The sequence below is a fragment of the Pseudonocardia benzenivorans CB1190 genome (assembly GCF_000196675.2).
Lineage (GTDB): Bacteria > Actinomycetota > Actinomycetes > Mycobacteriales > Pseudonocardiaceae > Pseudonocardia > Pseudonocardia benzenivorans.
In genome coordinates this window covers 6332460-6349002 of record NC_015312.1, presented here as the reverse complement: position 1 = coordinate 6349002, position 16543 = coordinate 6332460, and the positions used below count along the sequence as shown (strand labels likewise).

The 16543-nt window shown below is 72.8% G+C and carries 15 protein-coding genes; 10 read left to right on the top strand and 5 right to left on the bottom strand.

Annotation, left to right across the window (positions count from 1 at the left end; all coding sequences use genetic code 11):
* Positions 1–51 precede the first annotated feature (51 nt).
* The 3 genes from PSED_RS30090 to PSED_RS30075 form a co-directional block, all read right to left on the bottom strand.
* On the bottom strand, positions 52–648 hold the full coding sequence (locus PSED_RS30090) for a TIGR03086 family metal-binding protein (RefSeq protein WP_013678005.1): 597 nt from the start codon (positions 646–648) through the stop codon (positions 52–54).
* 335 nt (positions 649–983) lie between these two features.
* Positions 984–2063 carry a YhjD/YihY/BrkB family envelope integrity protein gene (locus PSED_RS30080; protein ID WP_013678004.1) on the bottom strand — a complete coding sequence of 360 codons (1080 nt, stop codon included), beginning with the start codon at positions 2061–2063 and terminating at the stop codon, positions 984–986.
* Between the two features lie 209 nt (positions 2064–2272).
* A complete protein-coding gene (locus PSED_RS30075; RefSeq protein WP_013678003.1) occupies positions 2273–3706 on the bottom strand; it encodes an amidase in 1434 nt (477 codons plus the stop codon).
* A gap of 101 nt (positions 3707–3807) precedes the next feature.
* Between PSED_RS30075 and PSED_RS30070 the strand changes: the two genes are divergently transcribed.
* From PSED_RS30070 to PSED_RS30040, 7 genes are all read left to right on the top strand, one after another.
* Positions 3808–4749: a response regulator transcription factor gene (locus PSED_RS30070; protein ID WP_013678002.1), complete on the top strand. Its 942-nt coding sequence runs from the start codon at positions 3808–3810 to the stop codon at positions 4747–4749.
* A gap of 407 nt (positions 4750–5156) precedes the next feature.
* On the top strand, positions 5157–5315 hold the full coding sequence (locus tag PSED_RS30065; RefSeq protein ID WP_233899203.1) for a hypothetical protein: 159 nt from the start codon (positions 5157–5159) through the stop codon (positions 5313–5315).
* 120 nt (positions 5316–5435) lie between these two features.
* On the top strand, positions 5436–5939 hold the full coding sequence (locus tag PSED_RS30060) for a hypothetical protein (protein WP_041760146.1): 504 nt from the start codon (positions 5436–5438) through the stop codon (positions 5937–5939).
* 145 nt (positions 5940–6084) lie between these two features.
* Positions 6085–6498 carry a DUF7144 family membrane protein gene (locus PSED_RS30055; protein ID WP_041760145.1) on the top strand — a complete coding sequence of 138 codons (414 nt, stop codon included), beginning with the start codon at positions 6085–6087 and terminating at the stop codon, positions 6496–6498.
* A gap of 82 nt (positions 6499–6580) precedes the next feature.
* Positions 6581–7015, top strand: a complete 435-nt coding sequence (locus PSED_RS30050; RefSeq protein WP_013677998.1) for an SHOCT domain-containing protein — start codon at positions 6581–6583, stop codon at positions 7013–7015.
* 26 nt (positions 7016–7041) lie between these two features.
* Positions 7042–7938 carry a M48 family metallopeptidase gene (locus tag PSED_RS30045; RefSeq protein ID WP_013677997.1) on the top strand — a complete coding sequence of 299 codons (897 nt, stop codon included), beginning with the start codon at positions 7042–7044 and terminating at the stop codon, positions 7936–7938.
* The gene (locus PSED_RS30040; RefSeq protein WP_013677996.1) at positions 7935–9530 is read left to right on the top strand and encodes an MFS transporter; all 1596 of its coding nucleotides are present in this window, start codon (positions 7935–7937) and stop codon (positions 9528–9530) included. The genes PSED_RS30045 and PSED_RS30040 overlap by 4 nt, the downstream gene beginning before the upstream one ends.
* Before the next feature lie 33 nt (positions 9531–9563).
* Here the strand turns inward: PSED_RS30040 and PSED_RS30035 are convergent, their stop codons facing one another.
* On the bottom strand, positions 9564–9980 hold the full coding sequence (locus PSED_RS30035) for a helix-turn-helix domain-containing protein (protein ID WP_041760144.1): 417 nt from the start codon (positions 9978–9980) through the stop codon (positions 9564–9566).
* Positions 9981–10202: 222 nt separating this feature from the next.
* Between PSED_RS30035 and PSED_RS30030 the strand changes: the two genes are divergently transcribed.
* From PSED_RS30030 to PSED_RS30020, 3 genes are all read left to right on the top strand, one after another.
* Positions 10203–11012, top strand: a complete 810-nt coding sequence (locus tag PSED_RS30030; protein WP_013677995.1) for an N-acyl homoserine lactonase family protein — start codon at positions 10203–10205, stop codon at positions 11010–11012.
* A gap of 149 nt (positions 11013–11161) precedes the next feature.
* Complete coding sequence (locus tag PSED_RS30025) at positions 11162–12802, top strand: flavin-containing monooxygenase (RefSeq protein ID WP_013677994.1); 1641 nt, start codon at positions 11162–11164, stop codon at positions 12800–12802.
* Positions 12803–13003: 201 nt separating this feature from the next.
* Positions 13004–14821, top strand: a complete 1818-nt coding sequence (locus tag PSED_RS30020) for a sigma-54-dependent Fis family transcriptional regulator (protein WP_013677993.1) — start codon at positions 13004–13006, stop codon at positions 14819–14821.
* Positions 14822–14834: 13 nt separating this feature from the next.
* On the opposite strand, the gene PSED_RS30015 is transcribed toward PSED_RS30020, so the two are convergent.
* Entirely contained in the window at positions 14835–16535 is a 1701-nt protein-coding gene (locus PSED_RS30015) for a CocE/NonD family hydrolase (RefSeq protein WP_013677992.1), read from the bottom strand.
* Between the last annotated feature and the right edge of the window lie 8 nt (positions 16536–16543).

Below are 16543 nucleotides of genomic sequence, written 5' to 3'. Positions count from 1 at the left end.
CAGCGTCGGCGGCGACGTCCGTGCCGCGCACTCCCGGTCCCCCGGGGCACGTCAGCGGGACCACCCGGGGTCGCGACCCAGGTAGCGCAGCAGCGCCGCGACGGCGTCGTCGGCGGGCTGCGGGTCGAGCGCCGCCGCGTACGCGCCGTACTGGCGCAACGGCTCGACTATCAGCAGCGCCGTCTCGTGCAGCCGGGCCGCCTGCTCGGCGTCCAGTGGCGACGGAGCGCCGACGGCGACGGCGATGTCCCACGCGTGGACCGCGGCGTCGAGCGCGCACGCGCCGGCGCCGACGGCCGGGGGGAGTGCGTGCGGGGGGACCGGAACGGGGGCGGTCTCGGCCGCGGGGTCGATCCGGTCCCAGGCCCGAGCGGCCGCGGCCATCGTGGACTCGGCGAGCTCGACGGGGGAGCCGTCGATGTGGCCGGAGGGGGCGAACGGGTTCTCGGTCGGGCCCGGCTCGCCGGTGATCGCGGCCGCGAACCCGAGCTGGTCGCCCGCGGCGTGCTGCAGGACCTGGGTGACCGTCCACTCCGAGCACGGTGTGGGCAGCTGCCAGTTGTCCTCGCCGACGGCGGCGACGGCAACGCGCAGCGCGTCGTGGGCGCGGTCGATGACGGTCCAGGTGGTGCGGGAGCCGGAGGCCATGAGCGGGGTCCTTTCCGTCGGTGACGTCTGCAGCCTCCCGGATCCGGACAATGCGGTCCACCGTGCGCGCCGGTCCCGCCGCCCGCGGGATCAGAGATCGAGCACCAGGCGGGCGGAGCAGGAGCGGGACACGCAGATCATCATCGTGTCGTCGGCGGCCTGCTCTGCGACGGTGAGCACCGAGCGATGGTCCGGGATCCCGTCGAGGACGGCGGTCTCGCACGCGCCGCGTCCTCCCCGTGGTCCGGCCGTCGACGGCGAGCGACGGTCACCACGGACCGGACCCGGATGCCGCGCTGCCGCGCGGCGTCGGGTGCTCGGGACGCGGCGGGCGGTCAGGGCTGGGGCTGCTGGGACTGAGGCGGTGTCGGGTCGGCGTCGTCACCGGCAGGGCTCGAACTCGCGGCGAGTGCGCGGCGCTGCCGGTGCTCGCGCAGGAACACCCCGAGCAGCGCGCCGCCGAGCATCACCACCCCGAAGGCGACCAGCCACGACAGCAGGACGAACACGATCCCCAACGGGCCGTACTCGCGATGGTGGCTGACGATCGACCTCGACAGGTACAGCGACGCCGCGATCCGCAGCCCCAGCAGGCCGATGCCGATGGCGATCGCGCCGGGCAGCAGGGGTCGCCACCCGATCCGGCCGCCGAGCAGCAGGTGCTGGGTCCACCAGGCCCACCCGATGGCGATCGGGAGCCCGATGATGATCGGGACGATGGCCCGGACCCAACCGGTGACGAGCGGACCGGACAGTCCCCACAAGCTCCCGAACACCGCGAACGTCCCCAGCCACAGCAGCGGTCGCCACAGCGCGCGCCATCCCGCCGACGGCAGGCCCCACGCCAGCTCGTAACCGCGTTGCAGGGCCGCGGGCCAGGAGAACGCGGACACCAGGGTGAGGACCGCACCGAAGATCGTCGTCGCGCCCCGGACGGCCTCCCGGCCGGGGAACAGCGTCTGCAGGTCGCTGGTCGCCTGGTCGGTGAGCCCGAGCCGGCGTGCGACGTCGGTGAGCCCGCCCCCGGTGGCCCCGAGCGGGATCACCGCCTGCAGGCTGACCAGCGCCGGGACGAGCAGCATGAATGCGAGCGCCGCGAGGATCAGGGCCTGGTTGGCCAGGTCGACCTCGACGATCCGCCGCTGCAGGTGCCCGGCGGCGCTGGCGTCGAGGCGTGCCCGGGTCCGGGTGTAGCGAGCAGTGACGGCGTCGACCCGCCGCCGGGTTCCGCTGTGTCCGGGATCGGCGGTCGGCGCGTCGGCCGCCGGCGGGGCGATGGGGGCACTGCCGCCGTCGGACGGCGACCCGGCCGGGGCGGTGCCGGTCCGGGGCGGAAGGTCGGCGGGCGCGCTGCCGCCGTCGGGCGACGGCTCGGCCGGGCCGGTGTCGGTCCGGGGTGGCGGGTCGGTGGTCATCCCCGCGCACCCGTGATCGGCTCCGCGATGGGTGGCAACCGCCGCATCGGAGGCTCCTCGGACCGGCGACTCGGTGGCCCCAGCCTGCGGCAGCGTCCCCGGGCCGGGCGTCACCCGAGGAGGATGAAGCCGATCGTCCACGCTTGCCGCTCCCCGGCCGGGGCCGACGTGTCGCCCCCGGACGCGCGGCGCTCCTCGTCCGGTCCTGGTCAGCCCACTGCGACCGCGGGCCGCCGGTCGGCCCAGGGCAGGGCGCGTTCGAGGTCACCGGCGAGGGCGATCAGCGTGGCCTCCTCGGCGTAGGGGGCCATGAGCTGGACCCCGATCGGCCAGCCCTCGGCCGTGGTCCCGAGCGGCAGGCTGATCGCGGGGTTCCCGGTCACGTTGGACACGGCCGTGAAGCCCGCGGTGCCGAAGATCCGGTCGTACCAGCCGCGCGCGTCCAGCGACGGGTCGTCGGCGTTCAGGTGGCCCGCGGCGGTGTTGGGCGCGTTCATCGTCGGGGTGAGCACGAGGTCGTAGGTCTCGTGGAAGGCCGCGACCGCGCGACGGGTCGTGTTGAACACCCGCTCGGCCGCGTAGATGTCGGCGGCGCGCAGGGTCCGGCCGAAGTCGGCGCAGGCGCGGGTGGTCGCCTCCAGGTTGTCCGGACCCGGCTCGACGCCGAGCGCGGCGGCCAGCGTGTCGACACCGTCGGCCAGGAAGGAACACCAGGCGACGAGGTTGGCGTCGTCGAAGGCGTCGGCGTCGAGCGCGGGTGCGGCCCGCTCGACGTGGTGGCCGAGCTCCTCGAGCGTCCGGCCGACGGACTCGACGGCGGCGACGCACCGGGGATCGACCGGGCCGTTGCCGGTGAACGGCTCGGTGTGCAACGCGATGCGCAGGGTCCTGCTGCCGGCGCGCACCTCGTCGGCGTACGGGCGGGCGGGATCGGGCAGGCGGTAGCGGTCCCCGGCCGCGTACCCGTGCACGGCGTCGAGCAGGCCCGCGCAGTCGCGCACCGTCCGGGTCAGGGCGAACTCGATCCCGAGTCCCAGCAGGGGGTCGGCGTAGTCGGGGCCGGGGGTGACCCGGCCCTGGCTCGGCTTGAGCCCGACGAGCCCGCACGCGGCCGCGGGGATGCGGATGGAGCCGCCGCCGTCGTTGGCGTGGGCGACGGGCAGCGCGCGGGCCGCGACGAGTGCCGCGGATCCCCCGCTCGACCCGCCGGGGCTGCGATCGAGGTCCCACGGGTTGCGCACCGACCCGGTCGCGACGGCCTCGGTGTTCGCGTTGAACCCGAGCTCCGGGGTCGCGGTGAGGCCGAGGGTCGCCAGGCCCGCGCGGCGGAAGCGGGCCATCAGGTAGGTGTCGGTCGGCATCGGCACGCCGTCGCCGAGCAGGCGGGTCCCGGAGCGGGTGGGCACACCGGCCGCATGCGTGATGAGGTCCTTGATCGCGAACGGCACGCCGGCGAACGGCCCGTCGGCGGCATGCTCGAGCGGGCGCTCGAACGGGCCGCTGACGAGCCCGTTGACCTTCGGTTGCACGTCCTCGAGCGCGGCGACGGCCGCCTGCGCGACCTCGTCGGCGGACGACTCCCCGCTCCGGATCAGTGCGGCGAGCGCGGTCGCGTCGAGTTCGGCGTACTCACTGGGCTTCATCGCTACCTCCGTCTGGGTGGGCGGAGGCGACGCTAGGAGCGGCACCGACGGCTGTGATCGGTCGATTGACGGATGCGGTCGGCGGGGTAGCGTTTCCGGGCATGACCGCGCTGGGCACGGCCTACGAGCTGCGGTCGTTCCTGCGCCGCAACGGTAGCCGCAGCGTCGGGTCCGCCCTCGCGGTCGCGGAGTGCCTGCGGACCATCGTGCCCTCGGACTGCCTGGCGCTGTCGGTGTGGGACCCGGTGCTCGGCCGGCACCGCGCCCTCGCGTCGTCCTACCCGGCACCCCTGACGACCTTCCTCGACGAGAGCATGCACACCGATCCGCTCTTCGGCGCCGTCAAGACCACGGGTGTGCCGACCAGGGTTCGCGACCTGCCGGTGCGGCTCCGGCGCGGGGACATCTTCGACCTGGTCATCGGGCCGAGCGGGTTCCGGGACGGGGTCACCCAGTGCCTGTACGCGCCCGACGGCCGCTACGTCGGCATGCTCAACGCGAGCACGCTCGACTCGCGTCATCCCGACGACGACACCGTCGCGCTGCTCGCACTGCTCGGCCCCGAACTCGGCGCCGCCCTCGACCCCGTTCCGCCGCCCGAGCCCGCGACGGCGCGGCTGGACGACGGGATCACCGAGGGGATGCTCGTCGCGCCCGACGGGCGGGTCCTGCCGCTGTCCGCGCGCCCGCACGTCGAGCTGGTCGGGAGCGCGGCGCTCACGGCCGCGATCGCACGGGTCCGCGGCCCGGTTCGTCATCTGCTGGTGCATCGCGATGCGACCTACGCGCTGGAGATGTACCGCGCGCGGTCGGGAGTCGTCGTCCTGCACCGCGAGGTGGCGCCGCCCGCGGGCCTGACGGTGCGCGAGCTGCAGGTCCTCGCCGCGCTGGCCGACGGGTCGAGCAACGGTGAGATCGCCGGTGCCCTCGGCGTCGGGGCTCGCACCGTCGCCACCCACGTCGAGCACGTCCTGGCAAAGACCGGCTGCCGCAACCGCGCCGACGCCGCCGCCACGGCCGCGGCCCGGGGCCTGCTGGTCTGACGCGGCAGCCCCGCCCGGTGCAGGGACGTCGACGACGCCCGTCGTGGACGATCCGGCGCGTGCGCCTCGAGCGCCCGGCCGGCTGTGGCGGTGATCGTGCGCTCCGCGCCGGCACCGTCGGCCCGGCGATCCCTGCGGTACCCCGTCGGTTCGGTCCCGTCCACCCGCACACCGCGTGACCAGCGGTCCGAGGAGCGAACAGGATCGGAGGCCGGCCGGCGCGACGCAACAACCACCCCTGGAGGGTGACCTCCGGCGATCCCCGGGGCCCGACACTCGGCGGAACGTGGCGGGCGGCGTGCCGCACCGCGGGTCGAGGAGGCGCTGAGATGGCACAACCCGCCGGCGAACCCGGCCCCCTTTTCCTGCGCTCCGTGTCGGCAGGTCGCCCGGGAACCGGAGGGGTGGTGTCGGCACGGGTCGGTGACCGGGCCGGTGTGCTGCTCGCGGTGCTGCGGGCGGAGGTCGAGGCCGCTGTCGACCGCGGGGTGGTGACCCGGGGCGAGGGCCAGGAGGTGCTCGCCCGCCTGGCGATCGTCGTCGACCAGGCGGTGCACGGGCGCTGAGCGCCGCTCGGGGACACGGCCCGCGTGCCCCCCCCCGGGCGACGGTTCGACCGTCGCCCCCGACCGTTGGAGGCCATCGTGAACACCGTCCGCAGCGTCACGCGGCGAAGGACCCGGCGCGTGTCCCTCGCCGCCACCGCCGGTCTGCTCGGCCTCGTGACGCTGGCGGGATGCTCCGCGTCACCGTCGGTGGCCCCGGCGTCCGCTCCGCCCCCGCCACCGGTGACGACGGCGGCGGCGCCGACGTCCACCGGCTACTCGCCCCAGCTGTGCGGCGCCGCCGCGGAGTTCCAGACGGCGGCGAACGCGATCCTGCAGCTGGATGCGACCAAGGTCGGTACGGAGGGCGTCAAGGCCGCCCTGCAGAACCTGGCCGTCGCCGGGCAGAACCTCAGCACCGCCGCTGCCGCGCAGTTCGGTCCGCAGGTCGACGCGCTCAAGCAGGCGCTCGCGTCGCTGCAGACGACGATCTCGGGCATCCAGGACCAGACGTCGCTGTCGGCGAAGCTGGGCGTGCTCGCGGGCTCCGTCGCGCAGGTCCAGGCCGCCGCGAAGCCCATCCTGGACAGCGTCCGATCCGGGTGTCCGGCTGTTCCGTCGGCCTCGACGGCGCCGTCGTCCTGATCCTGGCTCGCAGCGCCGTCCGATCCTGGCCCGTACCCCGGAACGACCTGCTGCTCGGGGTCCGCAATCACCCATCTCGGGTGGCATGACGGCTGTCGGCACGGGCGATCATCACGTCTCGACGGTATTCGTGAAAGGGGTCGTGATGACCACTCGGACCACGCCGCACCGGAGCGCCGCCGCGGCCGCCGCCACCACGACGATGGCCCTGTTCGCGGCGGTCCTGATGATGCTCGCCGGGTTGCTCGGCGTGCTGGTCGGCATCGTGGCGATCATGCGGGACGAGATCTACGTCCGGACGCCCGACTACCTCTACACGCTCGACGTGTCGACGTGGGGCTGGATCCACCTGGTCCTCGCCGTCGTGCTCGGTGCGGCGGGGGTGGGCGTGCTCTGGGGCGCGACGTGGGCGCGCGTCGTCGGCATCGTGGCCGCCGGGATCAACCTCATCGCGCACTTCGCGTTCCTGCCGTACTTCCCGGTCTGGGCGATCGTGATCATCGCCCTCGACGTGCTCGTGATCTGGGCGCTCGCCGGCTACCGCGGCGACACCGCCTGACACGACCGCCTCCCGCCGGAGCGATTCCGGCCCTGACCCACCCGTTCGCGACGGGTGACCACCTGGAGAGAAGGGGTTGGAGATGCTGCTCGCACAGGACACCTACCCGTTGCTGGACCTGTTCTGGACGATGCTCGTGTTCTTCGGGTTCGTCCTCTGGTTCTGGATGATCTTCGTCATCTTCGGCGACATCTTCCGGCGCGACGACATCGGCGGCTGGAGCAAGGCGATCTGGACCATCGTGATCATCTTCCTGCCGATCGTCGGGTCGCTCGTGTACCTGATCGCGGAGGGCCGGAAGATGGGCGAGCGGCGCCGGTCCGACGCGGCCGCCGCCCGTGAGGCCTACGAGCACGACGTCCGCCGGATCGCGGGGGCGAACGGGGCCGGTAGCGGTCCGACCGATCAGATCGCCGACGCCAAACGACTGCTCGACCAGGGTGCGATCACCCCGGAGGAGTACGACGCGCTGAAGGCGAAGGCGCTCGGTCGGTCGCTCGGCGAGCCCGCTCACTGAAGCGACGCCGGAACCGGGGACGTGTGATGTCAACGAGCTCGACCGCACCCGCGCCGAACCGGCTCCGGCACCGCGCCGAGATCCCGTTCTACGTGTTCATGGTGGTCCTCAACCTGGCAGTCGTCGCCGGGATCGTGCGGGCCGCCGTGGTGCTGCCGTTCGTACCGGCGGCGTTGCAGGGCACGGCGTGGGCGAACGCGATCAGAGGGGCCCTGTTCGGCCTGCTGCTGCTCGTGCCCGCCCTCGTCGTGGTCCGCGAGACGCAGCGCGCCTCGACCCGCGGCACCGCCGTCCAGCTGTCGCCGGAGCAGTACCCCGAGCTCTACGGCGTCGCGGAGGAGTACGCGGCCCGGCTCGGGCTGCGGCGTAGGCCGGACATCTTCCTGGCGAACGGCAACGGTTCGCTCAACGCGTTCGCCGCGCAGGCCACGGGACACGACTACGTGGTCCTGTCCAACGAGCTGTTCACCAACCTGTACCGCGGCAACCGCGACGGGCTGTGCTTCATCCTGGGCCACGAGCTGGGCCACATCCGGCTGCACCACGTCGCGCTGTGGTACCAGCTCTCCGTCGCCTACTCCGAGCGGATCCCCTTGCTGGGGCAGGCCCTCTCGCGGCTGCGCGAGTACTCCTGCGACCGCCACGGCGCCCATCTCGCCCCCCACGGCGCGACAGGGCTGGTCCTGCTCGCCTCGGGACGGCACACCGAGCACGACGTCGACGTGCCCGCCCTGGTCCGGCAGGGCCGTGCCCTGCGGGGATTCTGGGTCGGGCTCGCGCAGCTGCCGCGCTCGCACCCCTACACGGTGCGCCGGCTGGAGCGGCTCTTCGGGCTGGGCCTGCTGCGTCCGGTTCCGGAGCTGGTGACACCTGCCCCGCCCGGGCCGCACGGGCTCGCGGCGCACGACGGCAGTCCGGCATGAGCACGGGCGGGGGTGCCGGCACCCCGCAGCTGGACCGGAGCAAGCGCACGCTCGGGCTCCTGCTGGCCATGGCGATGTTCGTCCTGGTCGTCGACACGTCGCTGATGAACGTCTCGATCTCCGCGGTGGTCCGCGACCTGGGCACGACGGTGAGCGGGGTGCAGTCCGCGATCGCGCTCGAGGCGCTGGTGTCCGCGGCGTTCATCCTCATCGGCGGCAAGGTCGGCGACCTCATCGGGCGCAAGCGCGCCTACCTGGTCGGACTGCTCGGTTACGCCGTCGGCGCCACCGCGATGACGCTGGCCCAGAGCCTCACCGCGGTGATCGTGTTCTGGGCCGTGATCGGCGGGCTCGGCGCGTCGCTGCTGCTGCCCGCGATGCAGTCGCTGATCCACGGGAACTTCGACGGGGCCGCGCGCAAGAAGGTGTACGCACTGGTCGGCGCGGCGGCGGCGATCGCGGCCGCCGTGGGCCCGCTGCTCGGCGGCTTCATCACGACGTACCTGTCGTGGCGGGTCGGCTTCGCGCTCGAGGTCGTCGTGATCGTGGTGGTGCTGTCGGGCGCCAAGCTCGTACACGACGTGCCCTACACCGGCCCCCGGGGCGTGGACGTGGTCGGGGCCCTGCTCTCGGTCGTCGGGATGGGCGGGCTGGTGCTCGGGATCCTGGTCTGGCAGGAGGGCGGGGAACGGGTCGGCCTGGTGCTCGGGATCGGCGTCGTCGGGCTGGTGGCGCTGGTGTTCTGGTTGCGGCGGCGGGCCCGTCGCGCCGAGCCCGCGTTGCTGGACCCGGGGCTGTTCTCGTCGGGGCTCTTCCGGGTGGGGGTCTCGCAGCAGATGCTGCAGCAGATCGCGTTGGGCGGCACGATGATCGTGCTGCCGATCTTCCTGCAGATGGTGCTCGAGTACAACGCCATGGAGGCCGGGCTGACGATCGCGCCGCTGTCGTTGAGCATGTTCGCGCTCGCGATCGTGGCCGGGAGGCGGAGCGGCCGGCGGCGGCCGAGCACCGTCGTCGGCGTGGGGTTCGGGCTGGTCGTGGTGGGGGTCGCCGTCCTGCTGCCGCTCGTGCCGCGCGCGGGGACCGGCTGGGCGCTCGTGGGTCCGCTCGTGGTCGCCGGAGCCGGGTTGGGGCTGCTCGTGTCGCAGCTGAACAACTACACGCTGTCCCCCGTTCCGGAGGAGCGGGTGAGCGAGGCGGCCGGGGTCAACTCGGCGGCCGGGTCGTTCGGGCTCTCCTTCGGCCTCGCGTTCGCCGGCGCGATCATGCTGGCCTCCCTGGCGTGGACGTTCACGGCCGATGTGAACGCCAGCACCGTCCTGCCGCCCGCCGAGAAGCAGCAGGTCGCCCAGGTGCTGGAGGAGGACGCCGAGTTGATGAGCAACACCAAGCTCGCAGAGCTGCTCGTCACCCAGCCCGAGCCGATCCGGCAGGAGATCATCCGGATCAACACCGAGGCCCGTCCGTTCGCGCTCCAGATCGGGCTGCTCGTGCCGCTGCTCGCCGCCACGGCCGGCCTGGTCAACTCGCTGCGCATGCGGCGGCTGCCGGACCCGGAGCCGTCGGGGGCCGCGGAGACCACGCTCGGGTGAAGCCCCGCCCGGGTCCTCGGCGCCGCCCGGTCCTCAGCGGTGCGCGGACCCGGTCGCGTCGATGCCGAACGCGTGGATCTTGCGGTAGAGCGAGGACCGGGACATCCCGAGCCGGGCGGCGGCGCTCTTGCGGTTCCCGTCGGTCTCGGCGAGTGCCTGCACGATGGCGTCCCGCTCGAGGGTCTCGATCGGGGACAGCGCCCGGCGGCTCGTGGTGGAGCACGAGGGCGGGAGATCGTCGCGGCGGATGGTGCCCACGGGACGGCGGCGCAGCGTCGCCTGGAGGACGTCGCCGAGCTCGGTGACGTTGCCCGTCCATGCCCGGCGCGCCAGCACGGCCATGGCGTCGTCGCTGCAGGTCGTGCCGCGGCCCGGGGCGAGGCGGTCGAGCAGGGCGGGCACGAGCTGCTCCAGGTCCTCGACGCGGTGCCGCAGCGGCGCGACCGTCACGTCGCCCGCCGCATCGACAACGTCGGCGAGGGACGGTGAGCTCCTGCCGGGAACTGTCCCGATTCGCTCCACGGGCGCACGCCCGGGCCCGGTGTTGCATTCTCGGACAGTGGGTGCGGTCACCTACCGCCCACAATCCTGCGTCACATTCCTGATTCGTCGGATGTGGAGGAGCAGGAGCGGAATGAACACGAAATCACGCGGCGTCGTGGGTGCCGGACGATGAGCGTCACCGTCCGCGGTGTCCATCTCGGCCACATGAAGCTGGACCTCTCGCTGTTGTCGAACCGGCCGCACAACACGGGTGTCGCCTACGACTGCCCGGTGATCGCGTACATCATCGAGTCGCCCGAGGGGCGGATTCTCTGGGAGACGGGAGTGGCTCCCGACGCCCCGGCGGAATGGCTGCCGGAGTGGCTGGAGGCCGTCAACCTCGACCAGCTCGGCACCGACGCGAACATCGAGCGGCGGCTCGCGGCGCTGGGCCTCGGCCCCGAGGACTTCCGGTACGTGGTGTTCGGGCACCTGCACACCGACCACGCCGGCGGGCTGCGGCTGTTCGAGGACGCGGGCGCCGAGATCGTCGTCCACGAGCGCGAGTACGCGCACGTCATGGGCCTGCGGGAGAGTGAGAACTTCTTCAACCAGGTCGACTGGGCGTTCCTGGGGGACAAGAAGCCCACCCTCGTCACCGACGACGGCACGGAGCTGGCCGGTGGGGTGCGGCTGCACCACCTGCCGGGCCACACGCCCGGCCAGATGGCCATGCAGCTAGAGCTCGACACCACCGGCACGGTGCTGCTCACCTCCGACGCGCTCTACCACAACGACAACTACGTCGAGTCGGTCGCTGAGCCGCTGATCTACTGGGACGTCGACCTGTGGCGGACGTCCCTGGAGAAGATCGAGAAGATCGCGCAGGAGAACGACGCGCTGGTCTTTCCCGGCCACGACGAGACCGCGATCGCGCACGTCGACGGAACCAGAGAACTGCAGCCCATCAAGCTTGCGCGCGGTTACGTCTACTCCTGAGCGCGCCACATTCGGTGGAGCTCGGCGTGCGCCCGGCGAGTTCGTTCGCCGACTCTTTCCCGGACGATTCCGCCGACAACGACGACCATCCCTTTCTCATCAGGTGCCGGCGACGGCGGCGGCCCTGACTCGTGAACGAGGAGCGACACATGACGACGACGCAGCCCGCGGGCCCCACCGACCACGACACGGCGGCCGGGGTCCTCGACGTGCTCATCATCGGCGGCGGGTTCTCGGGCCTCTACCAGCTCGACCGGCTCCGTGACCTGGGATTCGACGTGAAGGTGTGGGACTCGGCCGGTGGTCTCGGCGGTGTCTGGTGGTGGAACTGCTACCCCGGCGCGCGGACCGACACCGTCGGGCACATCTACCAGTTCGCGCACAAGGACCTGTGGAAGGACTTCGACTTCCGGGAGCGCTTCCCGGACCACGCGGAGGTCCGGGAGTACTTCGAGCACGTCGACCGCAAGCTCGAGCTGTCGAAGGACATCGAGTTCGACACGTTCGCGGCGCAGGCGCGCTGGGACGAGGACCGCCGCGAATGGACGGTCGTCTCCGCCGACGGCAAGCAGCAGAGGGCTCGCGTCGTCCTCGTCGCGACGGGTTTCGGGTCGAAGCCGCTCTACCCCGACATCCCCGGGACGGACACCTTCGAGGGCGAGTGCCACCACACGGCGCGCTGGCCGCAGGGCGGAATCGACATGACGGGCAAGCGGGTCGTCATCATCGGGACCGGCGCCAGCGGGGTGCAGGTGTTCCAGGAGGCGGCCAAGGTGGCCGCCGAGGTCACGCTGTTCCAGCGGACGCCGAACCTGGCGCTGCCGATGGGCCAGCGCAGCCTCGACCACGCCGCGAACGACGAGGTCCGCAAGGGGCTGCCCGAGCGCTTCGCGACGCGCTACACGGCCTTCGCGGGCTTCGACTTCACGTTCATGGACGAGCAGGGCGCGACGGCGGGTCCTGAGCAGCTGCGGGCCACCTACGAGCGGTTCTGGGCCGAGGGCGGCTTCCCGATCTGGTTGGGCATGTACAGCGACCTGCTCGCCGACGAGGCGGTGAACCGCACGTTCTACGACTTCTGGCGGGAGAAGGTCCACGAGCGCGTGCACGACCCGGTCACCGCGGAGCTGCTGGCCCCCGAGACGCCGCCGCACCCGTTCGGCGTGAAGCGGCCCGCGCTCGAACAGGACTACTTCGACCTGTTCAACCGGGACGGCGTGCGGCTCGTCGACCAGAACGACGAGCCGGTACTGGAGATCACGCCGAAGGGCGTCGTGACGCGGAACGGGCTGATCGAGTGCGACGTGATCGCCCTGGCCACCGGGTTCGACAACAACCGGGGCGGGATCATGGCGATCGACATCCAGGGCGTCGGTGGCGAGCGGTTGCAGGACAAGTGGGCCGATCGCGTCGACACGTTCATGGGACTGTCGACGGCGGGGTTCCCGAACATGATCTTCCTCTACGGACCGCAGAGCCCGTCGGGGTTCTGCAACGGCCCGACCTCGGCGGAGTACCAGGGCGACATCGTGGTCGAGTTCCTCGAGCACCTGCGCGAGCACGGGCACACCCGGTTCGAGTCGACCGGTGACGCCGAGAAGGAGTGGACGGCGCACGTCGACGAGCTCTTCGAGGGATCGCTGTTCACCAGGGCACGGTCCTGGTACTGGGGGGCGAACGTCCCCGGCAAGCCGGCGCAGATGCTCAACTACTCGGGTGGCCTGGTCTCGTACTTCGGCAAGTGGGACGAGGTCAGGGCAGGGGGTTACCCGCAGTACGAGCTCGACTGACCGGATCGACACGCGGGCGCGCCGGACGAGCGAGGACGTCCGTCGCGCCCGTGTGTGAACCGGGCGTACCGGATGATCCGCCCGAGCGTCCCGGCTGTGCGGGGACTGTCGCACTTTCGGACGGTACGGTGACACAACGCTCTGGTTCGATGGATCACCGACCAACAGCACCGGCCTTCGTCAACGGTGAAGGGGCAGCCTGTGCGTACGAGCGACGAGAGGTACAGGACCCGCGCGCGACGGGAGCGGCTGCTCGACACCGGCGTGCACGACGACGAGCTCGACCCCGACTTCCGCACCGAGATCCTCTCCTCGTGGAGACGGTGCCAGCTCGTGGGCGTCGTACCGACCGGCGAGGAGGCGCCCTACCGGCCGGAGTTCGAACGGCCGGTGCGTCTGCTGCGGGCCGCCGGTCCGGTCATCGACCGCCTGGCCGAGCAGCTCGAGGACAGCCCCGTCTCGATCGTCCTCGCCGACACCGACGCCCAGATCATTGACCGGCGTGCTGGTGGCCGCTCGCTGGTCAGGGTGCTCGACAGGGCACGGATCGCGCCCGGGTTCGTCTTCGCCGAGGAGTTCACCGGCACCAACGGCATCGGGAGCGCGCTCGAGGCGGCCAAGCCCTTCACGGTGGCCGGGGCCGAGCACTTCCGCGAGAACCTGCAGGACTTCGCCTGCATCGGCTCCCCGGTGCGCCACCCGATGACGGGCCGGGTCGAGGGGGTCCTCGACGTGACGTGCCGCGTCGAGGAGGCCCACGGGGCGATGAAGCCGCTGGTGCTCGCGGCCGTTCGCGAGATCGAGTCGCGGATGTACGCGGAGACCACCAGGCGCGAGCGGATGCTCCTCGACCGGTTCGTCAGGGCGAACCGCCGCGCCGGGACGGCGGTCGTGTCGCTGAACGAGGACGTCATCATGGCGAACACGGCCGCGTCCGCGATCCTGGACCTGTCCGACCAGGCCACCCTGTGGGACTGGGCCTGCCGGATGCTGGGCAGCAGCGACGAGTGCACCGGCGAGGTCCAGCTCGCCCACGACGTCGTCGCCCAGGCCACCGCCGTGCGGATCGGCGAGAAGGGCGAGATGGCGGGCGTGCTCGTGGAGATGCGTCCGCACACCCGCACGGACGGGCGGTCGCCGATCGCCCGGCGGACCCCGCACCGCTCCCGCCGGCGGGCCGACCACGACGGCGTGGTCGGCCGCAGCGTCGCGGCGAACCGGCTGCGCTCCGACGTCGACGCCGCGGTCGGGACCGGCCGGGCGGTGCTCGTCTGCGGGGAGCCGGGCGTCGGGAAGCTGCACGTGGCGACCTACCTGCACCGGCGCCGGACGGACGGGGAACCGGCCACCGTGCTCGACGCGGTGCTCGCCGAGGACGACCCGGCCGGCTGGATCGCCCGGCTGCGGACGCTCTGCTCGGGCGGCGGCCCGGTTGTGCTCCGCCATCTCGACCGGCTCGTCCCCGAGCTCGCCGAGCGCGTCGAGAGCATCGTCGCCGCCGCGGTCCCCGGGAGCGTGGTCGCGACGGCGCGGACGCGGGGCGAGGCGACCCCGGCCGGCCGGGTCCTCGACCACTTCCCGCTCTCGGTCACGGTGCCGCCGCTGCGCTACCGCGTCGAGGACATCGCCGACCTGGCGCCGCCGCTCCTCGCCGCGCACAGCAGCCGCCGCCCGGTCCCCAAGCTCCTGCCGGGCACCCTGCGGGCCCTCGGCGTGCACGACTGGCCCGGCAACGTCCGCGAGCTCGAGGCCGTGCTGGCCGCCGCGGTGAACCGGTCAGCGGGATCGGACATCGCCCTGGAACACCTGGCCCCCGAGTACCGCTCGGCCGGGCGTCGCACGGGCCGGACGTCGCTGTCGCGGGCCGAGCGCGACGTCGTTCTCGAGGCCCTTGCCGAGACCCACGGGAACAAGCTGGCCGCCGCGGAGCGGCTCGGTATCGCGCGCTCGACCCTCTACCGCAAGATGCGGGTCCTGGGGATCGACGAGAACCACCTCCCGGCGCCGACCTCGCGGTAGCCGACCGTCGGCGTCAGGAGCGGGCGGGCGGCGGCGAGATGCACGGCAACGAGAGGCACGAGGGCCGGGACGCGTCGTGGTGCACCGTGCGGGTCACCGGCCGCAATGCCGTCGCCGTCGCCGGTGCCTCCCCGGTGCCCGGGTTGCGGGCGAACCGCGGGAAGGCGCCGCCGGAGACGTGAAGCCGGATGCGGTACCCGGCGTCGAACCTGTGCGCCACCGGATCGAGCGAGATCTCCAGCCTGCGAACGGTGCCGGGCGTCGTGTCCGCCTCGCTGCACCGGACGAGCCGGTCGGTGACGTTGACCGAGCGACCGGACGGGTCGACGGCGCACAGGCGGACGAAGACGTCGGCGTTCGCGTTGTCGGACACCAGGTGCAGCGCGACGACGGGCCGGCCGTGCACCTCGACGGGCCGGGTCAGCGTCCCGGTCGTGAAGGTGACGACGTCGTCGCGTGCCTCGAGCCGGCGGTTGTCCCGGGCCCCACCGCCGAGGGCCATGACCCGGCCGCCGACCGCCGGCGTCGGGTCCGCCGGGTCGTGGCGGAACCGCGTCGTGCTGTGCTCGTCGGCGGGCGCCGTCGGGGCCAGCCGTTGCGACGCCCGCAGGTACCAGGTGTCCGACGCCGTGTGCTCGGGTGGCCAGCCGGCGTGCTGCTGCCATTCGCCCGCGCCCCCGACGAACACCCTGACCGGCGCGTCGCGGGTGTCCGCGGCACGTCCTCCGACGTGGGTGTCGAGCCAGGACAGCGCCTGGGGCATCGACACCGCGTTGTCGACGTCGAGGTGGGTCCACGGTCCGACCGTCAGGGCGACCGGCACGTCACGTGATCGCAACGCCTCGTACTGCTCCATCGTCTGGGTGAGGAAGAAGTCGTGCCAACCACCGATCAGGAGCGTCGGCACCGTGACGCGCTGCAGCGCCCCGGTGGCGCGGAACCCGTCCCAGTAGCGGTCCCGTAGGTCGGGGTGGTCGACCCAGTCGTCGTACCACGGTGCCCCGCGGCCGCCGAGTGTGTCCATGGCGCCGCGCAGCGGCAGCCGGTCCAGCGCGCCGCGCAGCCGCCGGGGCGCCGACGCCATCCGGACCATGCCGGCGAGGGGGCCGACGGTTTCCTGGTGGGAGAGCAGGTCCGACCAGCTGAGCAGGTTGAAGAGGTTGAACGGGCCTTCGCGGTACGCGGCGTCACCGAGGTCGTGCACCCCGATCATGACGACCATCGCCCTCAGCTCCGGAGGGGGATCGAGGGCGAGCGCCCACTGCGTGAAGCCGAGGTAGCTGCCGCCCGCCGTGGCGAGCCGTCCGTCGAACCAGTCCCGGGTGCGCAGCCACGCGACGGTGTCGTGCCCGTCGCTCGCCTCGTCGACCGCCGGGATGAACACGCCGCCGGAGCCGAACGTGCCCCGGCAGCTCTGGAACAGGACGTGGTAGCCGCGCTCGGCGTAGAGCTGGGCGGAGAGGAGGCTGTACGGCAGGCCTCGTCCGTACGGGCAGCGGACCAGGATCGTCGGGGCGGGCGCGTCGGTGTCCGGGATGTAGTGGTCGGCGAGCAGCGTCACGCCGTCACGCATGGGCACCTCGACGGCGCGCTCCACGCGCACCCGGTTGCGCCTGCGCGGCAGCCGCCACCGCCGGCCGGCGGCCGCCCCGACCAGCTTCTGGAGGGTTCCGAGCGGTCGGGCGCCGGGGGAGCGGGAGCCGGTCACGGTCATGTCGACTC